The sequence below is a fragment of the Pseudomonas sp. GW822-FHT06D10 genome, from assembly GCF_058799535.1.
On record NZ_JBXALN010000001.1, the window covers coordinates 865,027 to 889,296 of the forward strand.

A 24,270-nucleotide genomic window follows, 5' to 3' on the forward strand; every position below is an offset into this window, starting at 1 on the left:
TCAGCGGTTCTGTTGTGGGTTCCACAGGGCATAGCGCTGCCCGCGGAGAAATTGCCAGAGGCCCATGCTCATGCCGGCCATTGTCACCAGCACGAAACCGGCCAGGCGAAACACCTTGGGCAGGCGCCCGCGGCGGTCCAGCAGGCCCATGATCCCGGCGCCGTAACCCAGCACCTGGGCCAGCAGGGCCAGGCTGTAGAAGGCGCCGGCATTCCACAGCAGCAGGCTGCTGACCAGCAGCGGCAGCAACAGCACCGGGGCCAGGCGGCGGATCAGCTTGTGGCTGATCAGGGCGATGGCGTAGGCGCCGTGGCGCAGTGGGTTCATCAGCTCGCGGCGCTGGGCCAGGCTCTGCAGGCCGCCGACGGTGACCCGCAGGCGCCGCCGGTACTGCTTGCCGGCTTCGTCCACGCCCTGGTCCAGCACCTGGGCCTCCTCGACATAGACGATCCGCTTGCCGGCCACCGGGGCGCAGGTGCTGATGAAGAAGTCATCGTTGACCTCGGCCGGAACCCGCTGGAACAGTTCGCGGCGCAGGGCCAGCAGCGCGCCGTCGGCGGAGACCATGCAGCCGGTGCGGTTTTCCGCCTGGCGCAACCAGGCCTCGTAGTGCCGGTACAAGCTGTCTCCCAGGCTCAGGTTGTGCCCGGGGTCGGGGATGATCATGTGCCCGCCACAGGCCCCCACCTGCGGGTCGGACAAGGGCGCCAGCAGCTTGCCCAGGGTGTCGTGGGACCACTGGTTATCGGCGTCGGTGAACACCAGGATATCGTTGCGCGCCAGCTCCACCGCGGCGTTCAGCGCCCCGGCCTTGCCCACCCGGGGCAGGTCCAGGACCACGATCCGTGAGTCGCGCACGCCCAGGGCCGTGGCCACGGTGTCGTCGCTGGAACCGTCGCTGGCGAGGATGATCTGCAGGTCGGTGGCCGGGTAGTCCTGCTGCAACAGAGTGCGCAGCTTGTGCTCGATGTGCGGGCCTTCGTTGTGCGCGGCGATGATCACGCTGACCGACAGCGGCGCGCCTTCCTGCACCGGCCGCGGCCTGACGAACAGGCTGAGCAGGGCCAGCAGCAGGGGGTAGCCGACCCAGGCATAGAAAGGCAGTAGCAGGCACAGCCAGAAAAGTGTTTTAGCCACGGTCAGGTCTCTCGACAGAACGGTTGAACAGGGCCTGCACCAGGGCCAGGGCGCCCAGGTGCAGGCGCACCCAGTGCAGCAGCCAGAGTTGCAGGACGAACAGCGGGTCGCGTTGGCGCAGGCCCTGGCGCACAGCCAGGGCCAGGGGCGCCAGCGCTCCCAGCAGCAGGCACAGGCCCGCGGCGCCGGGCAGGCCCGCGAGCAGGCACAGCAACGCCACGAGGCTGAGCAGGGCGCAGGCCAGGCACAACAGGGGAAAGCGCAACAGGCGCAGGCTGAAGCCGCTGCCCTTGAGCAATTGCACGTGGCTGCCCTGGCGCCAGCGTTCCTTGCCGGCCCATTCGGCCCAGCTGGCCTCGTAGCCCCAATGCAGCACCTGGGGCTGGGGCAGGCTCAACTGGCGGGCGCCGGCAGCGTGCAGGCGCAGGCCGAAATCCTTGTCCTCGCCGGTGCGCAACTGCTCGTTGAAGCCGCCGACCCGTTCGAACCAGGCCCGCTGCAGGCACAGGTTGGGGGTGGGCATCCACGGCAGTAGCCGGGGTTGCGGGTCGCCGGCCAGGCTGCGGCGCTGCCAGGTCCGGGCGAACCAGGGGGCGCTGGCGGGTGCCGCGCAGTCCAGGGCGAAGACCTCGGCACGCTGCTCGGCCTGGGCCTGCTGCCAGAGCTGCAGCCAATTGCCGGGCACTTCGATGTCGGCGTCGAGGAACGCCAGGCTATCGCCGGTGGCCACCGCCGCACCGCGGTTACGCAGGGCGCCGATGCCGATGCCCGGGCACAGCAGCACCCGCGCGCCCAGCTCCCGGGCCCGTTGCGGCCCCTGATCGGTGGAGCCGTTGTCCACCACTATCAGTTCGCAGTCCAGGGTCGCCGCCCGGGCGGCGCGCAGCACGCTGTCCAGGGTGCGGGTGATGTGACGCGCCTCGTTGTACATGGGCACGATCACGCTGATCCTTTGCATCTTTGCCTCCCTTGGCCAGATTGCGTTGTTGTCGTGGGCGCCGGGTGAGGGCGCGGTGTTGCTGTTCTGTCGGTGCTGCTCCTGGGGGCCAGAAGGCCCTTCGGGCCTGGTCGCAGCCTGGGGCAGTGGCTACACGCGGCGTTGTCAGGCCGGGGCCGGGCGCGGCGCGGGAGCGTCTTCGGCCTGCAGGCGCAGGACGCTGGACAGGGCCAGGAAGATCCACAGGTACTTGTGGTTCGGCGCGCTGAGAAACAGCAGGAACACCGCCATGGCCAACAGGCTCAGGCCCAGGTGGGTGGCGATATCGGCCTGCTCGCGCTGGCCCCGGGCAAGAAAGCCCTGGCGCGCCCGTTCGAAGTTGCGCAGGCCCATCAGCATCAGCGCCACGAAGCTCAGGCCGCCGGGAATGCCCAGCTCGCTGAACAGCTCCAGGTAGGTGTTGTGGGCCCGGCGGAACAGGTCCGGCTCGTTCATGTTTTCCGAGAAGCTGCTGGCAAAGCCGGTCTGCGCGTAGTGGATCGGGAAGGTCCCCAGGCCCGAGCCCAGCAGCGGGTTCTGGCGGATCATCTGGCCGCCCACCACCAGGTAGGAGGTGCGCCGGCCCAGGGAGGTGTCCGCCGAGTGCGCGCCGGACTTGAGCATGCTCAGGGACTGGATCCGCGCCACGTACTCCGCCGGCAGCACGGCAATGCCCAGGGGAATGACGATGGCCACGGCGAACATGGCGAAGCCCAGGTGCTTGGGCCGCAGGCCCTTGAGCCGGTCGCGGTAGTGCCAGACGCCGATGGCAATGGTGAACAGCACCACCAGCAGGCCCGAGCGCGAGTCGGTCTTGGTCATCCCGGCCATCAGGGTCAGGCTGATGCCGACCCAGAACAGCCGCACCGGCCAATGGGGCGAACGCAGGGCGAGGAAGATCGCCGGCGGCACCGCCATGGCGATCAGCAGGGCGAAGTAGTTGGCATCCTGCAACAGGCCGATGGCCCGGCCGCCCACCTGGTACTTGGCCGATACCAGGGCGATCACACAGGTGATGGCCACGCTCACCGCCAGCAGGCGGCAGAGCATCAGCAGGTTGACTTCCCGGGCAATCAGCAGGGTGACGAAGAACAGGACCAGGCCCACTGCCAGCTCCCGCAGGCTGTCCAGCGACACCAGCAGGTTCTCGCTGTACAGCATGCTCAGCAGCAGGCACAGCAGGAATGGCCCCAGGGCCCGCCACAGGTTGCTGCGCAGGCGGGTGTCGGGGATCTGCCGCAGCAACAGCTTGAACAGCATGATCAGGATCAGCGAGGCGCCGAGCAGCTTGGCCCCGGAGAACGCGCTGTCCTTGAACAGGCCTTCGAAGGGCACCAGGGCGCAGATCCCCAGCAGGCCCCAGCCCGGGCGCCGGTACAGCAGCGCCAGGCCGAACAGCCCGACCACCACCAGCGGCGCAAGAAACGGCCAGGGGCTGGCCAGCAGCAACAGTGCGGCCAGACCCAGCAGCAAACCCAGGAACGGAGCGGCGATCATACTCGGGAGCTCTCTCTGGCGACGCGGTACAGCTCATCCCAGCGGCGAGCCAGGGTGGGCAAGTGATAGTGCTTGCGCTGGGTGACCTGGGCCGCCTTGGCCAGCTCCCCGGCCAGTACCGGGTCGTCCAGCAACTGGCCGATGCAGCGCCCCAGCCCGGCACTGTCCAGGGGCTTGGCCAGCAGGCCGTTGTGCCGGTGCTGCAGCACATCGGGAATCCCGCCCACGGCAAAGGCCACCACCGGGGTGCCGGCCTGCATGGCTTCGAGCAGGATCATCGGTGTGCCTTCGGTGCGTGAACTCAGTACCAGCACATTCAGGCGCTTGAGCCAGGGCTGCATGTCGTTCTGATAGCCCGGCAGCAGGATGCGCGTGGCCAACCCGGCTTCGTTGATGCGCTCGCGCAGGGCCTGGTTCTGCTCACCATCGCCCAGCAGCACGGCCTTGAGCGCAGGGCGCTGCTGGCACAGGCCGATCAGCGCATCGAGAAACAGGTCCGGGCCTTTTTCCGCGCTCAGGCGCCCGACGAAACCCACCAAGGGTTCCATTTCGTCGCGGCGTACTTCGGGCTCGCGCAGCGGCGGCCCGTCCAGGCTCGCCGGCAGTTCCAGGACCGGCTCCGGCAGGCCGTTGGGGATCACCCGCAGCTTGCCCTCGGCGACCCCCGCCTCCAGGTGCAGCAGGGCAATGCTCTGGGCCACGCAGGCTACCCGGCGCACCCGGCGGCTGCGGCACAGGCGCAGGCTGAGCCAGGTGTAGAACTTCTGTTTCAGGCTGCGCGGGGTGAAGCCGTGCTGGGTCATGACCAGGGGCAGGCGCAGGCGCCGGGCGCAGACCCAGGCAAACACCTGGGCCTTGAAGTTGTGCGCGTTGAGCAGCCCCGGCTGTTGCCGCAGGTGCGCCAGCAGTTCCTGCAGGCAGTGGCAGTTGTGGCTCGCCACGCCGGCCTCGGCGAAACGCTGCAGCAGCGCATCGGGGGCATTGATGAACACCACCCGATGCTGCCCCGGGGTGCCCAGGCAATGATCCAGCAGCATGCGCTCGGCACCGTAGAAACCGCCGCTGTGGATCAGGTGCACGATAGGCTGCGCGGCCATGCTCAGGTCGCTCACTGTTTGGCCCAATGCCAGGCCCAGCGCCAGGTCCAGCGCGGGTACGGGTTGACCTGGGGCTGCTCGACCGCGTTGAGCACCATCAGCACCGGCAGGCCGAGGTGATCACTGACCTGGGCCGGGTGCTTGAAGCGATGGTCGAAGAACTCGTAGACATAGCCCAGGGCAATGGCCAGCAGCAGGCCGGTGAGCAGGCCCAGGGGAATGATCAGCATCGGCTTGGGGAACGCCGCTTCGCTGGGTTCGTAAGGCTGGCTCAGGACCCGCGCGTTGGACAGCTCGCCACTGATCAGGCGCTCGCCACGGCTCTCTTCGTAGCGCTGGGTGTAGGTGAAGAAGGCTTTGTGCAAGGCATCGATTTCAGTGTCCAGCTGGCGCAGTTTGCTCAGGACCTCTTGCAGGTCGCGCACCCGCGCCTTGTAGTCGTTGATCCGCGCGGTCTTCTGGGCGATCACCGACTGGGTGATCTGCAAGTCGCTGCTGCGCTCGCGCACGCGGTTCTCCACCACCTTGAGGAACTGCGCCCGGGCCCGCACGATCTGCTCGCGCTGCTGCTGCATGGGCACGCTGTCGGCGCGGTAGGTGTCGGCGGTGGTGCCGTACTGGCTCACCAGGTTGGTCAGCTGTTCGCCCAGTTGCTTGATCTCGCGGTCTTCGTAGGCAACGTTGTCCACGGTGTTGGCGAAGGCGAAGGGGAAGGTGTAGTCGGTGAGGCCGGCCTTGCGCGCGGCAGCCAGGTTCTTCTGCAGGTAATCCAGGCGGCGCTGGTTCTCCAGGGCCTGGTCGCGGTAGCCGTTGAGCGATTGCTCTTCGGTGTTGATGGCGTTCAGGCGGAAGGTGATCTCTTCCTTGGGGTCGGAGGCGTGGGCCGCTTCCAGCAGGGCCTGGCGCTTGCCTTCCAGGTCATCCAGGCGCGACTGGTACTGGGCCTTCTTCTGTTCGTAGAAGGCTTCGGGCAGTTCGTTGGATTGCAGGTCCTGGCGGTTCTTCAGGTAGTTGGCCAGCAGGCGCTCGACAAAGCGCGTGCCTTCGGCGGCATTGGGGCTGGCGTAGACGATGGAGATCACGTTGGAGCCGGGCAGGGTGCCGATCTTCAGGTCCTTGACCGCCTGGTCGGTGAAGGCATCCAGGCTGGTATCGCGCACCGGGTCCACGGCCAGGCCGAAGAAACCGCGCACCGGGTTGATCACATGGTTGCGCAGGGGGTCGATCAGGCCATTGCGGATCGGCTTGACGATCAGCCGGGTCAACAGGCCCTCGCTGCCGCCGAACTGGCCTTCGCGGCGCAACTGGTCGATGGTGTCGCGGATCAGCGTGGGTGAACGCAGGATGTTGCTCTCGGTCTCCATGTCCGCCAGCGACGGCGGGATGAACTTGTCGGAGTCCGGGGCGAGCACGGTGTTGGCGTCGGTCTGCGAGAGTTTCTTGGACTGCACGATGACTTCGGCAGTGATCTCGAAGCTCTGCTTGAGCACCAGGGGCAGCAGCAGGGCGATCACCGCGAAACCCAGGAACACCCGTTTGATCAGGCGCCGATTGACAAAGAACACGAGCAGGAACTCGTGCAGGTAGTTTTCGATCTTGGTCATCAAGAGGGAACTCAGTTGTTGTTCGTTTCTTTGTTGTCGACGCGGTAGCCGAAGCTGAACCCGACACCCTGGAACATGATCACGTCCGCCAGCTGCTTGCTCAGGGCGCCGGCCTTGGCCAGGCGGGTCTTGGGCACATAGAGCATGTCGTCGGGCTGCAGGTAGGCGAATTGCAGGGCCTTGCCGTCCAGCGCCGCGTCGGCGTCGTAGACCCGGGCTTCGACCTGGTTGCCCTTGCGCCGCATGATCACCACCGAATCCAGGCGTGCAGTGGGGCCGGCCCCCTTGGCCAGGGTCAGGGCCTCAAGCACCGAGATCGGCCGGCGGATCGGGTAGGCTCCGGGCTGGCCGACTTCGCCCATGACGAACACCTCGTTGGAGGCGGTGGTCTTGAGCAGCACATCGACGCTCACCGAACCCACCTCCTTGGCATAGCGCTGGTTGATCAGGGTCTGCAGCTCGCTGAGGCTCTTGCCCTGCAACGACAGGCTGCCCAGCAGCGGGAAACTGGCGCGGCCGTCGGAGCCCACGACGATCTCGCGGCTAAGCCCGGTGGCCGGGTTGGTCAGGCTGGTGCGCAGGTTGTCCAGCTGGGCCATGGCGTGGGAGATCGAAAAGTTGATCTGCGGCTTCTTCAGCACCTTGGCGTATTGGGTTTCCAGGACCTGGCGCGCCTGTTCGGCGGAGAGCCCGGCGACCTGGATATTGCCCACGTAGGGCATGTCGATGCTGCCGTCGGGCAGCACCAGTTTGCTGCCGCCCAGTTCCGGAGCGGTGAGGAAGGTCACATCCACCTGGTCGCCGGGCTGCACGAGGTAGCGCTGCTGGCTGGTGGTGCCGATATGGAAGATCACGTCCAGCACGTCCTGGGGCCGCAGCACCTGCTCGATGGGCACCACCTCGGTGAGCTGGGCCTGGTCGGCCGGGGCGCTGAGGATCTGCACCGGCATCTGCTGCGGCTCGCGATTGACGCAGCCACCCAGGGCCAGCAGCAGTGACAGGCTCAGCAGGGAAAGTCTTGGCTTGTTCATGGTTACACGGTCCTTGTGCCGGTCAGAGACGGTCATAAACCCACTTGGGCATGTAGTACTTGCGGGCGTTGAACACGCTGCCGATCAACTTGGCCTCGGCCTGGATCAGGCGCTGGGCGGCGGCCTGGGCCACTTCCCAGCGGGTTTCCTCGCTGCGCACCACCAGCACCACGCCGTCGACCTGGGTGGCCAGGGTGAGGATGTCGCCGCTGCTGTAGACCGGGTCGCCGTCGATGATCACGAAGCGGTATTCCTCGGCCAGGGCCTGCAGCAGTTCGCGCAGCAGTTCCGGGGTCAGGCGCTCGCTGTACTGCTGGCGGCGGCCCAGGGGCAGGAAGTCGAAATTCACCGCGTCGCTGCTCTCGATGCACGAGGCCAGGGGCGGCGGGGTTTCGGCCAGTGCCAGGTCGAGGAAGCCGGGCCGCTCATCCAGGGCCAGGCGCCGGGTCAGGCTGCTGTCCGAGAGGCTGGTGTCCACCACCAGCACCCGGCCGCGGCTGGTGCGCGCCAGTTCGTTGGCCATGCTCAGGCTGCTGCTGGTGACGCCGCTGTTGCGGTTGGCCGCGGTCAGCAGGATGACCCGCAGTTCCTGGTCGAGTACGGTCACCGCCAGGTTGCTTTCGCTGGGGCTCTGGATCTTCAGACTGGCAAAGGTTGCTGCCGCCATTTCAACTTGCTCCGTGGCCATTGAGGACCTTGAAAGGGGTTTTGATCAGGATCTTCAGGTCGAGCCAGGGGCTCTGCTGGAAGATGTAGGTCATGTCGAGGGTCACGCGGCCGTCGAAATCCACGTCGCTGCGCCCGGATACCTGCCACAGGCCGGTGATCCCCGGGTAGATGCTCAGGCGGCCGAGGTGGTGTTCCTTGTAGGTCTGGGCATGGAACGAGGTGGGGCGCGGGCCGACGATGCGCATCTGGCCGAGCACCACGTTGATCAGATTGGGCAGCTCGTCGAGGCTGGTACGGCGCAGGAAACCGCCGATTCCAGTGATCCGCGGGTCGCGGTCGATCTTGAAATCCACCGAGTCGGCGCCGTGCTTGTTCAGGTGGCGCACCGAATCCTTCAGGGCCTCGGCGTTGACCACCATGGTGCGGAACTTGTACATGCCGAAGCGCCGGCCGCGAAAACCGGTGCGCAACTGCACGAAGAACACCGGGCCGGGGCTGGTGAGCTTGATCAGCAAGGCCACGACCAGCAGCACCGGCGACAGCAGCACCAGCAGCACCGCGGCCAAAAGCGCCGAGGTCAGGCGCTTGCTGCGCGACAGGGTCCAGGGCCGCCCGCCGTCGCGGCCGGTGATCCAGCCGTGCTGTTGCAGGTCGATGGCGGCCTGGACCTTGCGCCGGAACGGGTCGTTGCGCCGGTCGATGTGCAGCGGGGCGGGCACCTCGGTTGCGGGCGATGAGAGAGGTCTATCCATATCCACCGGGAATACTTCCATTGCAGGGGTTGGGTAAAAACGTTCGGCTGTCGCGGCTCAGGACGCCGCGCCCGGGTAGTAGCTCAGGTACCACTGGACGAACTCGCGCAGGCCTTCCTCCAGGGGCACCTGGGGGCCGAAACCGGTGAGGTTTTCCAGGGCGCTGACATCCGCGCAGGTGTTGAGCACATCGCCGGGCTGCAGCGGCAGGTATTCCACCTGGGCCTTGTGGCCGAGGAGTTTTTCCAGGGTCGCCACGTAGTCCTTGAGCTCCACCGGGCGCTGGCCGCCGATGTTGAACAGGCGCCAGGGCGCCATGCTGGTGGACGGGTCCGGCTGTTCCCGGTCCCACAGCGGATCGCGCACTGGCGGCTTGCCCAGCAGGCGCACCAGGGATTCGACGATGTCGTCGATGTAGGTGAAGTCGCGCTGGTGCATGCCGTAGTTGAACAGCTTCAGCGGCCGGCCCTGGCTGATGGCGTCGGCGAACAGGATCGGCGACATGTCCGGCCGGCCCCAGGGGCCGTACACCGTGAAGAAGCGCAGGCCGGTGGCGGGCACGCCGAATAGGTGGCTGTAGCTGTGGGCCATCAGCTCGTTGGCTTTCTTGCTGGCCGCATACAGCGACAGCGGGTGGTCGACGTTGTCACTGACCTTGTACGGGGTCTGCTGGTTGGCCCCGTACACCGAACTGGACGAGGCGTAGATCAGGTGCTGCACCGGGTAGCGCCGGCACATCTCCAGCAGGTTGAGGAAACCGCTGAGGTTGCTGTCCAGGTAGGCCTTGGGGTTTTCCAGGGAATAGCGCACCCCGGCCTGGGCGGCGAGGTTGATCACCACCTGGGGCCGTACTTCGGCGAACAGCCGTTCCAGGCCCTCGCTGTCGGCCAGGTCCAGGCGCTGCAGGGGAAAGTGCCCTACCTGGCGTTCCACCCAGCGCACCCGGTCGCGCTTGAGCTGGGGGTCGTAGTAGTCGTTGAAATTATCCAGCCCGGTGACCTGGTGCCCATCCTTGAGCAAACGCAGTGCGGTATGGGCGCCGATGAATCCGGCGGCCCCGGTGATCAGGATATTCATGCGCGCAATGCCTCCGGTACACGGTAGGGCAGGCCGATGCTCAGGTAATGCAGGCCGGCATCCGCTGCCTGTTGTGGGTTGTAGAGGTTGCGGCCGTCGACCACCAGGCGATCCCTGAGGGTCTCGCGCAGCAGCGTGAAGTCCACCACGCGAAAGGCCTTCCATTCGGTGCAGATCACCAGCGCGTCGGCGCCTTGCAGGGTGTCGTCACGGGTGGCACACAGTTGCAGGTCATCGCGGTAGCCGTACAGGCGCCGGCATTCGGTCATGGCTTCCGGGTCGTAGGCCTGGACCTTGGCCCCGGCCTCCCACAGTGCCTGCATCAGGTAGCGGCTGGTGGCTTCGCGCATGTCGTCGGTGTTGGGCTTGAAGGCCAGGCCCCAGAGCGCGATGACCTTGCCCTGCAGGTTGTCCCCCAGGTGCGCCTTGAGCTTGCGAAACAGCACATGGCGCTGCTGCTCATTGACGTCGCGCACGGTCTTGAGCATGTGCGGTTCCAGCCCGTGGCTTTCTGCGGTGTGGATCAGCGCCCGCAGGTCCTTGGGGAAGCACGAGCCGCCGAAGCCGGCGCCGGGGTAGATGAAGTGGTAGCCAATGCGCGGGTCGGCACCGATGCCCTTGCGCACGGCATTGATGTCCACCCCCAGGCGTTCCGCCAGGTTGGCCATCTCGTTCATGAAGCTGATACGAGTGGCGAGCATCGCGTTGGCCGCGTACTTGACCAGCTCGGCGCTGCGGTTGTCCATGAACATCAGGCGGTCATGGTTGTGGTTGAAGGGCGCGTATAGCTCGCTCAACTGCTGGCGGGGCAGGTCGTCGGCGCAACCGACGATGATCCGGTCCGGGCGCATGCAGTCGGCCACGGCCGAGCCTTCCTTGAGGAACTCCGGGTTGGAGACCACGTGCACCCGCAGCTCGGATTTGCCCAGGTCCGCCAGTTGTTCGGCGACGGTCTCGATCACCAGATCGGCGGTGCCCACCGGCACCGTGGATTTGATCACCAGGGTCTTGTCGCTGAACATCAGGCAGGCAATGTTGCGCGCCACCGCCAGGACATGGTCGAGGTCGGCGGAGCCGTCTTCGTTGGAGGGAGTGCCGACCGCGATGAAAATCACCTTGCCGTGGCCCACTGCATCGCTGGCCTGGGTGGTGAAGTGCAATCGGCCGGCCTTTTGATTCTCTTCGATCAGGGTCGCCAGGCCCGGCTCGTGAATCGGCGGAATAGAACGTTGCAGCTGGGCGATCTTGTGGCTGTCGATATCGACACAGACCACGTTATGCCCGACATCGGCCAGGGCAACTGCTTGCACCAGGCCAACATAGCCAGTACCAAAAACGCTGACTTCCAAGGGAACGACCTCGTCCATGATGAGTGTTGGGGTGAGGGTGGTTCTCACCTTCTGAAAAGGCGTATGGCACATTGCCGCTATCACGCTCTTTTTTTGACACTACCACAACATCGAGACGTTTAATTGACGTTTTGCTGTGTTACATAAATGACAGCTGTGTTTTGTTTATTTTTCGGTTCATAAAATAATGTTTAAAAACAAATAGTTAAGCGTATTCATGATGATCATCATGGAAAGCGTCAAATAGTTGGTTTTTGTTAATAAATGACTGAAAAAACCGACGAACGGTAGTTCGGTGAGACGAAAAGCTAATGCCTTTTTGATATTACCTGCTACGGCAGCCTGGGTTCCGAAGGCGAAGCTGAGCAGTCGGACAGTTTTTTTGACGCTTTTCTGCAGCTTGAAAACTGTTGAAATTGATCGGTTTTTTCAAAGATATGGCTGGCAAGGCGGGACGGGTAGCGCCGGTTATGACCAGGCGGGCGTCAGACTAAAGTCGGGTTGGGAGGGTAGGGGCTATCTGCCATCATTGCCGGTCTTCATTGATTCAATCAATTCAGCTGGCGACTACAGATTCGCTGGATGAATTTCACCTGGGTCTTTTTCTTTACCTCGCGTCACTGATTTGCTGCTGGAGCCTGTTCATGCGTCCCCCTTTCCCCTTACTCAATCCGTGCCCATTGCTGGGCCTCGGCGCTGCCGTGCTGTGCGCGGGTTTTGCCCCCCTGGCCAATGCGGCGGGTTTTTTCGAAGACAGCAGCGCCAAGCTGGAATCGCGCACGATCTACTTCAACCGGGACTTTCGCGACGGCCACACCAGCACCGACCAGGGCGCGTCCAAGCGTGAAGAATCGGCCCAGGGCTTTATTCTCAACCTGCAATCGGGCTACACCGAGGGCACCGTGGGTTTCGGCCTGGATGCCCTGGGCATGCTGGGGATCAAGCTCGACTCCAGCCCCGACCGCAGCAACAGCGGCCTGCTGCCCTCCAGCGGTCACGACCCGCGGGGCTCGGCGGACCAGTACGCCAAGCTGGGGTTGACCGCCAAGGTCCGGGTCTCGCAGACGGTATTCAAGTACGGCGCCCAGTTGCCGGACCTGCCACTGCTCAAGTACAACGACGGGCGCCTGCTGCCCACCATGTTCAACGGCGCGGTGCTGACTTCCCGGGAGGTCAAGGACCTGACCCTGACCGCGGCCCGCTTGAACCGCTACACCGCGCGGGACTCCAGCGATGCCCAGGACATCCGCGTGCACTGCAAGAACAAGCGCTACGCCTGCAACACCACGGCGGATCACTTCGACACCTATGGGGTGGACTACAAGTTCAACGATCGCCTGACCGGCCAGTACCACTACGCCGAGCTGGAAGACATCTACCGTCAGCATTTTGTCGGCCTGCTGGCCAACCAGCCCCTGGGGCCCGGGGTGCTCAAAGGCGACCTGCGCCTGCTCAAGAGTGCCGACACCGGCGCCGAGCGCGCCGGCGGCATCGATAACCGCGCCCTGAGCAGCATGCTCGGCTACAGCGTGGCCGGGCACGTGTTCAGTGCCGGCTGGCAGCGCATGTACGGCGACAACTCCATGCCTTACCTGGATGGCAGCAACCCGTACCTGGTGAACTACGTGCAGGTCAACGACTTCGCTGCGATCCAGGAGCGTTCCTGGCAACTGCGCTATGACTATGACTTCAAGGCCATTGGCCTCAACGGCTTGAGCTTCCTGACCCGCTACGTCAGCGGCGACCACATCAAGGTCCCGGGCAGCCTGCGAGAAGGCCGCGAATGGGAGCGCGACAGCGAGCTCAAGTACGTGGTGCAGAGCGGCACCTTCAAGGACGTGAGCCTGCGCCTGCGCAACGCCACCTACCGCAGCAACTACCAGAAGATCGCCCGCGACATGGACGAAACCCGCCTGATCGTCAGCTACAACTTCTCGCTGCTCTGACCGACGACTCTGGTAGAAGCTGGCTGGCCAGCGAAGGCGGTAGCCGCAATTGCGCAAGGCTTGCGGGCCTCTTCGCCGGCAAGCCGGCGGCTACGGGAGTTGATGCCGGTACGGCAGGTCCGGGCCGGTGCGGGTGCAGGTCTGGGCCGCGGCGTTGACGGCGAAACGCAGCAGGGCGTCGGTCTGTTCGCGATCGAGCTGTTCAAGGCCCTGGGGGGAATCCAGGCCCTGTTCGGTCAGCCAGGTGATCAGCGCAGCCTGGAAGGTATCCCCGGCGCCCACGGTGTCGGCAACCTCCACCCGGGGCGCGTCCACCGACCAGTTGCCATGCCCACGGCTGAACACCGTCGCCCCCTGGCTGCCACGGGTCAGGAACACCAGCCGGGCATTGCCTTGCAGCCAACCCCGGATCAGCGTCTCGGGCGCCTGCCCGGGGTACAGCTGGGCCAGGTCTTCGTCGCTGACCTTGATCAGGTCGGCATGGCCGGCCAGTTCGGCGATGCGCTGGCGCCACAGCTGGATATCCGGCTGCGGGTTGAGCCGTACGTTGGGGTCCAGGCTGATCAGCCGCTGCCCGCGCTCACGGCGCACCAGGGCCAGCAAGGTATCGGCAATCGGCTGCACCACCAGGGCAAACGAGCCGATATGCAGCCCGCGCACCTGTGCGTCGAGCTGCGGCAGGTGCTCTTCTTGCAACTGGCGATCGGCACAGCCCTCGCCGCGAAAGCTGTAGTGGGGCGAGCCATCGGCGCCCACGGCCACCATGGCCAGGGTGGTGGGGGCGTCGAATTCCCGCAGGTAGCGGGTATCCACGCCTTCGTTTTCCAGCACCCGCCGCAGGCGCTGGCCCAGGTAGTCCCGGGACAGCCCGGCCAGCAGGGCGACATCGACGCCCAGGCGGCGCAGGCCCACCGCCACGTTGAACGGCGAGCCCCCGGCGATCGCCTGGAACGCCACTTTACTGGCCGGGGCCCCGGCCTCATCCGCGCTGAAAAAGTCGAACAGCGCTTCGCCACACACCAGATACATAGTCATTCGCTCTTCAAAGGCTTGCCAGTTGCTGTCGATAGCGCTGGTACACCGGTTCGTAGGCCGCCACGTGTTCGGCCCGGGGCTGGGTTTCGCTGCCCGGGTCGAGGCGCACGCAGCGCTCGCAGAGTTGTTGCAGGTCCAGGTCCGGATCGTCCTGCCGGCCATGGCACCAGGCTGCCTGGATCGCCGCGCCCAATGCGGCGGCTTCGGCCTCGCGGGGGCAGATCACCGGGGCATGCATGATATCGGCGACCATCTGCCGCCACAGCAGGCTTTTCGCACCGCCGCCGATCAGCCGGATGCTCTGGCTGTGCAGGCCCGCTGCGCGCAACAGGTCGAGGCCGTAGCGCAAACCGAAGGTGGTGCCTTCCACCACCGCGCGGCACAGGTTGGCCGGGGTCAGGTTGTCCAGGGTCATGCCGTGCAGGCTGCCCTGGGCCTGGGGCAGGGCGGGCACTCGCTCACCGTTGAAGAACGGCAGCAGGCACAGCCCCTCGGCCCCGATGGGGGCCTGCTCCAGGCGCTGGTTGAAAGCGGCAAGGTCCAGGCCCAGCAGTTCGCGCACCAGGGTGGTGGCGTTGGTCAGGTTCATGGTGCAGATCAGCGGCAGCCAGCCACCGCTGGACGAACAGAAGGTCGCCACCGAAGGCTCGGGGCTGATCAGCGGGCGCTCGGCGTAGGCATACACGGTGCCGGAGGAGCCCAGGCTCATGGTGATGATTCCGGGCTGGATATTGCCGGTGCCGATGGCCCCCAGCATGTTGTCGCCACCGCCGCTGGCCACCCAGGCATCCGCGCTGATCCCCAGTTGCCGGGCGACCGGCGCAAGGATCCGGCCCACAGGCTGGTGCGCTTCGAGCAACGGCGGCAAGGCCCGCTCCAGGCGCCCGCTGGGGTCGATATGGGCCAGCAGGGCGCGGTCCCAGTCGCGCCTGCGCACATCGAAATAGCCGCTGCCCGAGGCATCGCCGTACTCGCTGCAGCAGCGCCCGGTCAGCCAGAAATTGAGGTAGTCGTGGGGCAGCAGGATATGCGCAATGCGCTGGAACAGCTCCGGATGCTGCTCCCGGGTCCAGAGCAGCTTTGACACCGTGTAGCCCGGGGCAATGGCCAGCCCCAGGCGCTCCAGGGAGCCCTGGGTGCCCCCCAGCCAGTCCAGCAGGCGCTGGTTTTCGGCGCTGCTTTGGGTATCGCACCACAGCTTGGCCGGGCGCAGCACCTGGCCCTGGTCATCCAGCAGCACCAGACCGTGCTGCTGGCCGCAAACCCCGACACCGAGCACCTGCCGGCCATCCACCCCGGCCGCCTGCAAGGCCTGCCGGGTGGCGCTGGTGCAGGCTTGCAGCCACTGCGCGGGATCCTGTTCGCGGCAGCCATTGGCGCCGCTGATCAGGCTGTGGGGCGCAGCGCCCCGGCCCAGGACGGTGCCGCTCCGGCTGTCGAGGATCAGCGCCTTGGTGCCCTGGGTGCCGCAGTCGAGGCCGAGAAAAAGCGCGGGTTGAGTCATCGTCGCTCCTGGTGTGGGTGATTACTGTCGAGCTGTAGCCGCTGCCGAGCCTGAGGCGAGGCTGCGCTAAGGCCCGCAGGTCCTTGCCTGGCGATCTGCAGCCGAACCTGCAGCGTCCTTGTAATCGCCGCATCTCCTTCGACGCAGTGCCGCCCAGGCCGTTCGCAGCCTGCGGCAGCGGCTACACGGGCCTGGCCAACAACCGCTCCAGCGTCTTGCTCACGCCATGTTCGCGCAAGCTGTTGAAGCAGCGCTCGAAAGCATCGACAAACGCGCTGGAATGGGGAATCGCCGAGCCGAAGATTTCTTCCACCGCCAGCAAACGTTGGGTCAGCAAGGTATCGTCGGCCACCAGGGCCTGGCAGAACTCGGCCCGCGGGTCGGGAACCCGGTAGCTCAGGCCATTCTCGTCCACGCCCTTGAGGTACAGGGCCCAGGCCGCCACCACCAGGGCCGCACGCTCGGTATCACGGCCATCGGCGATCAGCCGGTTGATGGTAGGCACGGTGAACTTGGGAAACTTCGACGAACCGTCGCTGCACACCCGCTCCAGCTGGTCGGCGATCGCCTGGTTGGAGAAGCGCTGGACCAGGGTGTCCTTGTAGGCCGCCAGGTCGATGCCCGGTACCGGCGCCAGTTGCGGGGTTACGTCCAGGTCCATGTAGGCGCGCATGTAGGCGACGAACAGCGGGTCGTTCATGGTTTCGTGGACGAAGCGGTAGCCCTTGAGAAAGCCCAGGTAGGTCAGGGCCAGGTGGCTGCCGTTGAGCAGCTTGATCTTCATCTCTTCATAGGGCGTGACGTCGTCGGTGAACTGCACGCCGACCTGTTCCCAGGCCGGCCGGCCGTTGCAGAACTTGTCTTCCAGGACCCACTGCACAAAGGGCTCGCAGACGACCGGCCAGGCATCGTCGATGCCGTGTTCATCGTGCAGCTGCAGGCGGTGGGCGGTGCTGGTCATGGGAGTGATGCGGTCGACCATGGCGTTGGGAAAGCTCACGTGGCGCTCGATCCAGTCATGCAGGTCGGCGTCGCGGCGGGCGGCGAAGGCCAGCAGCGCCTTGCGGGTCACCGCGCCGTTGTGGGGCAGGTTGTCACAGGACATCAGGGTAAAGGCCGGGATCCCCGCGGCCCGGCGCAGGGCCAGGGCCGCGCAGAGAAAGCCGAATACCGTGCGCGGCTGTTGCGGATGGGCCAGGTCGTGCTGGATCTGCGGCAGGTGCAGCATGAACTCGCCCGTGCTGTCGTCGATGCAGTAGCCGCCCTCGGTGATGGTCAGGGAGACGATGCGGATCTCCGGGCTGGCCAGCTTGTCGATCAGCGCCTGGGCGTCGTCCTCGGCCAGCAGCATCTGGCTGATGGCGCCGATCACCCGCACCTCGTGGCCGTCGCCATCGCCCAGCTCGTACAGGGTATAGAGGTAGTCCTGGCCGGCCAGATCGTCCCGCGCGCGGCGGTCTTCGGAGCGCAGGCCGACCCCGCAGATGCTCCAGTCCAGGCCCTGGCCCAGGTTCATCAGGGCATCGGTGTAATAGGCCTGGTGGGCCCGGTGAAAGCCGCCGACGCCAATGTGCGCGATGCCCTGGCGGGTGGCGGTGACGGTGTAGGCGGGTACCCGCACCTGGGGCGGCAGTTGGCTGAGGTTCAAGCGTTTGAGTTTCATGCAGGGCTCTCTGGGATCAGGCGGCGCGCAGGGGGCGGGACACGGCGACCCCCTGGGCATCGAATAGATGGCAGTGCTGGGGGGCCAGGTGCAGGTGCAGCTGTTCGCCGTAGCGGCTCGCCAGGTCACCGCGGATACGCAGGGTCAGGGCTTCACCGCAGCTGCTGCGGACATGGCAGAAGGTGTCGCTGCCCAGGCGCTCGGCCACGTCGCTGGTGACTGCCAGGCTGCCCGGGCCGGGCTCGCCCAGCTCCAGATGCTCGGGGCGGATGCCCAGGGTCACCTCGCTGCCCAGGCTCAGTTGCGCACCGCTCTGCTCCAGGCGCAGGCGTGCCCCGGCATCCAGCTGGACCTCGCAGCCCTGACCGTCGACGTGGCTGATGCGGCCCTTGAGAAAGCCCATCTTCGGCGTGCCGAGAAAGCCTGCGACAAACAGGTTGGCCGGGCGATGGTAGAGCTCCAGGGGCGAGCCCACCTGTTCCACCCGGCCACCATTGAGCACCACCACCTTGTCTGCCAGGGTCATGGCTTCCACCTGGTCGTGGGTCACGTAGATCATGGTGGCCTGCAGTTCCTTGTGCAGGCGCGCCAGTTCCAGGCGCATCTGTACCCGCAGGGCGGCATCGAGGTTGGACAGCGGCTCGTCGAACAGGAAGATCTTCGGGTTGCGCACAATGGCCCGGCCAATGGCCACGCGCTGGCGCTGGCCGCCGGACAGTTGCTTGGGCTTGCGTTCGAGCATCGGCCCCAGTTCCAGGATGCGCGCCGCTTCGTCGACCTTTTGCTGCACCAGGGCCTTATCGACCCCCGCCAGGTCCAGGGCGAAGGACATGTTCTTGCGCACGCTCATGTGCGGGTACAGGGCGTAGGTCTGGAACACCATGGCCAGGTCGCGCTTGGCCGGGCTGACTTCGGTGATGTCGCGACCGTCCAGCTCGATGCTGCCGCCGCTGACTTCCTCCAGCCCGGCGATCAGCCGCAGCAGGGTGGACTTGCCGCAGCCCGAGGGGCCGACGAAGACCACGAACTCCTTGTCGTTCACCTCAAGGTCGATGCCCTTGATGATGTCGAAGCCTTCGAAGCCTTTTTGCAGGTTGTTGATTTTCAGGTGAGCCATGGGATGTCTCCGCAATTTCAGAGTTACTTCACCGCGCCAAAGGACAGGCCGCGCACCAACTGCTTCTGGCTGATCCAGCCGAAGATCAGGATCGGCGCGCAGGCCAGGGTCGAGACCGCCGAGAGCTTGGCCCAGAACAGCCCTTCGGGGCTGGAGTAGGAGGCGATCAGCGCGGTCAGCGGGGCGGCGTTGGAAGAGGTCAGGTTCAGCGACCAGAAGGCCTCGTTCCAGCACAGGATCAGCGATAGCAGTGCAGTGGAGGCCAGGCCACCCTTGGCGATGGGCATCAGCACCCGCAGCATTTCCTGGGCCAGTGTGGCGCCGTCCAGGCGGGCGGCCTCGAGGATGTCCCGGGGGATGTCCTTGAAGTAGGTGTAAACCATCCACACCACGATCGGCAGGTTGATCAGGGTGTAGATCACGATCAGCGCGATGCGCGTATCCAGCAGGCCGAAACTCTTGGCCAGCAGGTAGATGGGCATCAGCACGCCCACCGGCGGCAGCATCTTGGTGGAGAGCATCCACAGCAGGGTGCGCTTGGTGTTGCGGGTTTCAAAGAAGGCCATGGAGTAGGCCGCCGGCACCGCGATCAGCAGGCACAGGGCGGTCGCGCTGAAGGAAATCACCACCGAGTTCCAGGCGAAGGCCAGGTAGTTGCTGCGCTCGTTGATGTGCAGGTAGTTCTCGAGCGTTGGCGTGAAGATGAATTGCGGCGGCGTGGCAAAGGCGTCGATCTCGCTCTTGAAGCTGGTCAGCACCATCCAGAAGATCGGGAAGAAGATCAGGATCGCGATGGCCCAGGCCAGGGTGCCCAGTAGCAGGCTTTGCAGGCGTCGGGATTGTTGCAGGGTCATGGCGGCCACCTCAGCTCTGGTCAGTCAGGTTTTTGCCGATCATCCGCACCAGGATGATCGCGGCGATGTTGGCGATGACCACGGCGATCAGCCCGCCGGCCGAAGCCATGCCGACGTCGAACTGCACCAGGGCCTGGTTGTAGATCAGGTACGCCAGGTTGGTGGAGGCATAGCCCGGGCCGCCGTTGGTGGTGGTGAAGATCTCGGCGAACACCGACAGCAGGAAGATGGTCTCGATCATCACCACCACGGCAATCGGCCGGGCCAGGTGCGGCAGGGTCAGGTGCCAGAAGATGGCGATGGGCCCGGCACCATCGAGGCGCGCGGCTTCCTTTTGTTCCTGGTCCAGGGACTGCATGGCGGTCATCAGGATCAGGATGGCGAACGGCAGCCACTGCCAGGAAACGATGACGATGATCGACAGCAGCGGGTAGTGCGCCAGCCAGTCCACCGGCTGGGCGCCGAACAGTTTCCACAGCGCGGCGAGGATCCCCGACACCGGGTGGAAGATCAGGTTCTTCCAGATCAGCGCGCCCACCGTGGGCATGATGAAGAACGGCGAGATTAGCAGCACCCGGACGATGCCCCGGCCGAGGAACTCGCTGGCCTCCAGCAGGGCGCTGATCAGTACCCCGAACACCACGCTGATCAGCAGTACGCTGCCCACCAGCAACAGGGTGTTGGTGGCCCCGGGCACAAAGCCCGAATCACTGAGGAAGTAGCTGAAGTTCTCCAGGCCGACGAACTGGTTCTCGCCGGGGTACAGCAGGTTGTAGCGGATCACTGAAAAGTACAGGGTCATGCCCAGGGGCACGATCATCCACAGCAGCAACAGCGCCACCGAGGGGCTGACCAGGAACCAGCCGGGGTTGGCCAGGCGGCTTTTGCGAGGCGCCGCCTGCGGTTGCACATGCAGCTTGGCAGTCGAGGTATTCATAAGGGTCACAACCAGTTGGGTACAAGGGGGCGCGACACGGCGCTGGCACGGCCGGGCTGCCCGTAGGTGCTGGCTTGCCAGCGAAGGCGCCCTTGAACACTGCGCAAGACTCAAGGGTCTCTTCGCCGGCAAGCCGGCTCCTACAGGGAGAGCCGGGTTATTTCGGGTAGCCGGCGCGTTTCATTTCCCGTTCGGTGCTCTGCTGCGCGGCCGCCAGGGCCTGGTCCACCGTGGTCTGGCCGATCAGGGCGGCGGAAAACAACTTGCCGACCTGGGTGCCAATGGCCTGGAACTCGGGGATGGTCACCAGTTGGATGCCGACGTAGGGCACGGGCTTTAGGGTGGGCTTGCTCGGGTCGGCGACCTTCAGCGATTCCAGGGTGACCCTGGCGAACGGCGCGGCCTGCATGTAGGCCTCGCTATAGGTGGAGGCGCGGGTGCCCGGCGGCACATTGGCGATGCCATCCTTCTCGGCCACCAGGGCCGCGTACTGCTTGGAAGTGGCCCAGGCACTGAAGGTCTTGGCGGCGTCCTTGGCCTTGGAACTGGCGGGGATCGCCAGGGACCATGAGTACAGCCAGGCGCTGCCCTTGTCAGTGACCTGGTGCGGCGCGTAGGTGAAGCCCACATGGTCGGCGACCTTGCTCTGGCTCTTGTCGGTGACGAAAGAGCCGGCCACGCTGGCGTCGACCCAGATCGCGCACTTGCCGCTGTTGAACAGCGCCAGGTTTTCGTTGAAACCGTTGCTCGAAGCCCCCGGCGGGCCGGACTTCTTCATGTTGTCGACATAGAAGGTCAGGGCGTTCTTCCATTCCGGCCCGGTGAACTCCGGCTGCCACTTCTCATCGAACCAGCGCGCCCCGTAGCTGTTGGCCAGGGTGGTGATCAGCGCCATGTTTTCGCCCCAGCCGGCCTTGCCCCGCAGGCACAGACCGTATTGCTCCTGGTCGGGCTTGTTGAGCTTGGCGGCGAATTCGCCGATCTGCTCCCAGGTCGGCCGCTCGGGCATGCTCAGGCCGGCCTCCTTGAACAGGTCGGTGCGGTAGTAGGTCATGGAGCTTTCGGCGTAGAACGGCAGGGCGTAGAGAGTGCCCTTGACCGACAGGCCCTCGCGCACCGAAGGGAAGACATCGTCCAGCTCATAGCTGGCCGGCAGGTCCTGCATCGGTTGCAGCCAGCCCTTGGCGCCCCAGAGTGCGGCTTCGTACATGCCGATGGTGAGCACGTCGAATTGCCCGCCCTGGGTGGCGATGTCGGTGGTCAGGCGCTGGCGCAGCACGTTCTCTTCCAGCACCACCCAGTTCAGCTTGATGTCCGGGTGCTCGGCCTCGAAGGTCTTGGACAGGCGTTGCATGCGGATCATGTCGCTGTTGTTGACGGTGGCGATGGTCAGGGTCTGGGCGCCAAGGGTGACGCTGCTGAGGGTCATGCAGGTGGTGAGGAGCAGGGCTTTGCTGCAGGGTTTCATCGTTCACTCCTGTCCTGCGCCGGTGAGGGCTGCAGAAGGACGGTTATTGTTGTTATGTCTTCCTCTGCCGAGGAAGAAGGTGGGCTGATTACAGCCCTCAACGACCGCTCTGACAAATCATCCATAACACTGAAACCGATACTTTTTTGCACTGCACTGAAAACGTTCGGCCGGCGCCAGCCGCCATTGGGCAAGGATTTGTCCGGCCTTGCCGGGAAAAATCGAGAAAATTGCGTATTGGTTTGCTGCGTAGTCGGGCTTGCCGGGCGAAAAACCGCGCAGAACGGCGGCGAGGCCCTGGCCAAAAGGGCTTCGCCTGGAGGGGTGGTTCAGAACGAATAGCTGGCTGTCATGATCGCCGAGCGTGCATCGCCGTATTCGATGGCCGAGGAGCGGGCGGTTGAGCCACTCTGCTGGCGTACTCGTTCCACGTAGTCCTTGTCGAACAGGTTATTGACGTTCAGTTGCAGGTCGAGATTGCGGTTGACCTTGTAGCTGAGCATGGCGTTGTGTACCCAGTAGGCGTCCAGCTTGGCCTGGGTGCTGGAGGTGACGTTGCGTTCGCTGACATAACGAGTGCCGTAACCCAGGGTCCAGCCAGCCGGCCATTCGTAGGTGGTCCAGAGGTTGAGCGAGCGCGGTGGGGTATTGCCCAGGGCTTGGCCCTTGCGGGCGATCCCGGAAGCGGTGTCCGCGGCCTTCAGGGTCTCGCTGTTGAGGAAGGTGTAGTTGGCGAACAGGTTCCAATGCTCGGTCACACGCCCCGTGAGGCCCAGTTCGACGCCCTGTACCCGCTTCTTGCCGGCCAGTTGGGTGGAACCGTCGGACATGGTTTCCCGGGCATTGCTCTTCTCCACGCGAAACAGCGCGGCGTCCAGCTCCAGGCGCTTGTCCAGCAGTTCCCACTTGGTGCCCAGCTCCCAGGTTTCGTTCTTCTCCGGCGCCAGCTCCTCGGTATTGGCGTTGAGGCCGCTGCCGGTCGAGGCGAGGTTCTCGGCGGAGGGGTTGAAGGAGTTGCCCCAGGCGGCATAGATCCGCCCGTTCTCGGTTGGCTTGAACACCAGGCCCGTGCGGGCGCTGACCTTGGCGTCATCGGAGGCGCGCTTCGAGGTTTTCACATGGGCCCCGGAGTAGCTGTCGGCCTTGCCGCGGATCTTGTCATAGCGCAGGCCCAGGTTGAGGTCCCATTGTTCATGCAGGGCGATGTTGTCGAACAGGTACAGCGCCTGGTCCGTCAGGCGAGTCTCGGTGTAGCCGCCGGTGGTCTTGCTGATCGGACCATTCCAGCGTCCGGGTGGATGGCCCAGGTCATAGCCGAGGGCCGGGTAGAGGGTGCTGCCCAGGCCGTGACTGTAGGTCTTCAGGTCCAGGGTTTCGTGAGACAGCTCCAGGCCCACCGTCAGATCATGGCGCATCCCGGCGAGCTCGAAATCGCCGATGAGGTTGCTCTGGTTGATCCACATCTCGGTGGTAGCGTCGCGCCCATAGGCCTGGGGGCCCGCCGGCAGGTAGCGGCCCGGCGGGACACGGCTGGTGTTGGTATGGGACGCGGAGACAATGGTGTCGCGTGCGGTGTGGCTGTAGCGCGTCAAGTTCTGCAGGCGCAGGTAGTTGTTGAACTCATGCTCGAAGTTGGCGGTGAAGGCGCTCTGCTCGATCTGTTCCTTGTCGAGGTTCTTCCAGCCGAAGTAGGCATCGCGCTTGACGCCGGCCAGCCTCTTGCCGTCGCGCGCCGGCACGCCGTAGTCGGGAAGGTTGTCGTCGCTTTGGTGGAAAACGCTGAGAGTCAGGCGGGTGGTGTCGTTGAAACCCAGCCGCAGTGACGGAGCAATGCCCCAGCGCTGGCGGTCGATCTTCTCGCGGTCGGGCACATCGTTCTGATGCCCCATGAGGTTGATGCGCAGCGCACTGTTGGTGCCGACGCCTTCCAGCGGCTGGTTGCCGTCCAGGGTCAACCGGTAGTAGTTGTCGCTGCCAATACTGCCGCCCAGACGGGTGAAAGCCTGGTCCCTGGGCTGCTTGCTGGCCACGTTGATGCTGCCGCCAGTGGTGCCGGCACCGCCGAATACTGAGTTGGGGCCCTTGATGACCTCGACCTGTTCGACGTTGAACGTGTCGGAACGGTTGCTTTGCGCGCTGTCGCGCAGGCCGTCGATCTGTAGGTTGCTGTTGGCCGAAAAGCCGCGGATGTTGATGCTGTCTCCCGAGCCGCCGCCGCCTTCGCCGGCGTTGAAGGTGATGCCGGAGACGTTGGATAGCACTTGGCGCAGGTTCAGCGCCTGCTGCTCCTGGATCACCTGGGAGGGGATCGTGGTAATGGTTTGCGGGGTATCCAGAAGAGGCGCGACGTATTTGGCGGAGGACGAGCGCTCGACCTTGTAGCCGCGATGCTCTTCGGTCTCGATCTTGATGCTGTCCAGCTGCAGCGGTTTCTGCTGTTCTGCGGCGCCGCCAACGCCTGGTACAGAGGCGATCGCGAAGCCGATGGTGGAGGCCAGGAAGTGGCGTGGCGGCAAGGCAGGTGGGGATTTTTTATTCATTGGAATCACTCGTTTGC

At 65.1% G+C, this 24,270-nt stretch carries 20 protein-coding genes; 2 read left to right on the plus strand and 18 right to left on the minus strand.

Annotation, left to right across the window (positions count from 1 at the left end; all coding sequences use genetic code 11):
- The 10 genes from AC1RL5_RS03820 to AC1RL5_RS03865 all read right to left on the minus strand — a co-directional run bounded on the left by AC1RL5_RS03820 (window position 1) and on the right by AC1RL5_RS03865 (window position 11,189).
- Window positions 1–1,137: a glycosyltransferase gene (locus AC1RL5_RS03820; RefSeq protein WP_053158618.1), complete on the minus strand. Its 1,137-nt coding sequence runs from the start codon at window positions 1,135–1,137 to the stop codon at window positions 1–3.
- The gene (locus tag AC1RL5_RS03825) at window positions 1,130–2,095 is read right to left on the minus strand and encodes a glycosyltransferase family 2 protein (RefSeq protein ID WP_492588929.1); all 966 of its coding nucleotides are present in this window, start codon (window positions 2,093–2,095) and stop codon (window positions 1,130–1,132) included. Before AC1RL5_RS03825 ends, AC1RL5_RS03820 begins: the two co-directional genes overlap by 8 nt.
- A gap of 144 nt (window positions 2,096–2,239) precedes the next feature.
- Window positions 2,240–3,610 (minus strand): O-antigen ligase family protein, encoded by a 1,371-nt coding sequence (locus AC1RL5_RS03830; protein ID WP_072450293.1) that lies wholly within the window; start codon window positions 3,608–3,610, stop codon window positions 2,240–2,242.
- The gene (locus AC1RL5_RS03835; protein WP_492588928.1) at window positions 3,607–4,707 is read right to left on the minus strand and encodes a glycosyltransferase family 4 protein; all 1,101 of its coding nucleotides are present in this window, start codon (window positions 4,705–4,707) and stop codon (window positions 3,607–3,609) included. Before AC1RL5_RS03835 ends, AC1RL5_RS03830 begins: the two co-directional genes overlap by 4 nt.
- Window positions 4,708–4,718: 11 nt before the next feature.
- Complete coding sequence (locus AC1RL5_RS03840; RefSeq protein WP_041118261.1) at window positions 4,719–6,311, minus strand: GumC family protein; 1,593 nt, start codon at window positions 6,309–6,311, stop codon at window positions 4,719–4,721.
- Window positions 6,312–6,322: 11 nt separating this feature from the next.
- On the minus strand, window positions 6,323–7,342 hold the full coding sequence (locus tag AC1RL5_RS03845; protein WP_093403279.1) for a polysaccharide biosynthesis/export family protein: 1,020 nt from the start codon (window positions 7,340–7,342) through the stop codon (window positions 6,323–6,325).
- Window positions 7,343–7,364: 22 nt separating this feature from the next.
- Window positions 7,365–8,009, minus strand: a complete 645-nt coding sequence (locus AC1RL5_RS03850; RefSeq protein WP_011061368.1) for a CpsD/CapB family tyrosine-protein kinase — start codon at window positions 8,007–8,009, stop codon at window positions 7,365–7,367.
- A gap of 1 nt (window position 8,010) precedes the next feature.
- Window positions 8,011–8,763, minus strand: a complete 753-nt coding sequence (locus AC1RL5_RS03855; RefSeq protein ID WP_019093969.1) for a sugar transferase — start codon at window positions 8,761–8,763, stop codon at window positions 8,011–8,013.
- 57 nt (window positions 8,764–8,820) lie between these two features.
- Window positions 8,821–9,840: an NAD-dependent epimerase gene (locus AC1RL5_RS03860; RefSeq protein WP_011061366.1), complete on the minus strand. Its 1,020-nt coding sequence runs from the start codon at window positions 9,838–9,840 to the stop codon at window positions 8,821–8,823.
- Complete coding sequence (locus AC1RL5_RS03865) at window positions 9,837–11,189, minus strand: UDP-glucose dehydrogenase family protein (protein ID WP_011061365.1); 1,353 nt, start codon at window positions 11,187–11,189, stop codon at window positions 9,837–9,839. Before AC1RL5_RS03865 ends, AC1RL5_RS03860 begins: the two co-directional genes overlap by 4 nt.
- A gap of 644 nt (window positions 11,190–11,833) precedes the next feature.
- Between AC1RL5_RS03865 and AC1RL5_RS03870 the strand changes: the two genes are divergently transcribed.
- The gene (locus AC1RL5_RS03870) at window positions 11,834–13,135 is read left to right on the plus strand and encodes an OprD family porin (RefSeq protein ID WP_011061364.1); all 1,302 of its coding nucleotides are present in this window, start codon (window positions 11,834–11,836) and stop codon (window positions 13,133–13,135) included.
- Window positions 13,136–13,225: 90 nt separating this feature from the next.
- On the opposite strand, the gene AC1RL5_RS03875 is transcribed toward AC1RL5_RS03870, so the two are convergent.
- From AC1RL5_RS03875 to AC1RL5_RS03905, 7 genes are all read right to left on the minus strand, one after another.
- A complete protein-coding gene (locus AC1RL5_RS03875) occupies window positions 13,226–14,164 on the minus strand; it encodes a carbohydrate kinase family protein (protein ID WP_072450295.1) in 939 nt (312 codons plus the stop codon).
- A gap of 13 nt (window positions 14,165–14,177) precedes the next feature.
- The gene (xylB, locus tag AC1RL5_RS03880; RefSeq protein ID WP_065364091.1) at window positions 14,178–15,674 is read right to left on the minus strand and encodes a xylulokinase; all 1,497 of its coding nucleotides are present in this window, start codon (window positions 15,672–15,674) and stop codon (window positions 14,178–14,180) included.
- A 181-nt stretch (window positions 15,675–15,855) separates the two neighbouring features.
- Window positions 15,856–17,337: a mannitol dehydrogenase family protein gene (locus AC1RL5_RS03885; protein ID WP_011061361.1), complete on the minus strand. Its 1,482-nt coding sequence runs from the start codon at window positions 17,335–17,337 to the stop codon at window positions 15,856–15,858.
- Between the two features lie 16 nt (window positions 17,338–17,353).
- Window positions 17,354–18,454, minus strand: coding sequence for an ABC transporter ATP-binding protein (locus AC1RL5_RS03890; RefSeq protein WP_492588927.1), 1,101 nt, complete (start codon window positions 18,452–18,454; stop codon window positions 17,354–17,356).
- Window positions 18,455–18,477: 23 nt separating this feature from the next.
- Window positions 18,478–19,308 (minus strand): carbohydrate ABC transporter permease, encoded by an 831-nt coding sequence (locus tag AC1RL5_RS03895; RefSeq protein ID WP_011061359.1) that lies wholly within the window; start codon window positions 19,306–19,308, stop codon window positions 18,478–18,480.
- Between the two features lie 10 nt (window positions 19,309–19,318).
- Window positions 19,319–20,245, minus strand: a complete 927-nt coding sequence (locus AC1RL5_RS03900) for a carbohydrate ABC transporter permease (protein ID WP_011061358.1) — start codon at window positions 20,243–20,245, stop codon at window positions 19,319–19,321.
- Between the two features lie 157 nt (window positions 20,246–20,402).
- Window positions 20,403–21,674 carry an ABC transporter substrate-binding protein gene (locus tag AC1RL5_RS03905; RefSeq protein ID WP_237615559.1) on the minus strand — a complete coding sequence of 424 codons (1,272 nt, stop codon included), beginning with the start codon at window positions 21,672–21,674 and terminating at the stop codon, window positions 20,403–20,405.
- Between the two features lie 93 nt (window positions 21,675–21,767).
- Here AC1RL5_RS03905 and AC1RL5_RS03910 point away from each other — a divergent pair, with 93 nt between their 5' ends.
- Complete coding sequence (locus AC1RL5_RS03910) at window positions 21,768–22,055, plus strand: hypothetical protein (RefSeq protein ID WP_143031414.1); 288 nt, start codon at window positions 21,768–21,770, stop codon at window positions 22,053–22,055.
- Here AC1RL5_RS03910 and AC1RL5_RS03915 read toward each other — a convergent pair.
- Window positions 22,043–24,253, minus strand: coding sequence for a TonB-dependent receptor (locus AC1RL5_RS03915; RefSeq protein ID WP_103407446.1), 2,211 nt, complete (start codon window positions 24,251–24,253; stop codon window positions 22,043–22,045). The genes AC1RL5_RS03910 and AC1RL5_RS03915 overlap by 13 nt on opposite strands.
- Window positions 24,254–24,270 lie beyond the last annotated feature (17 nt).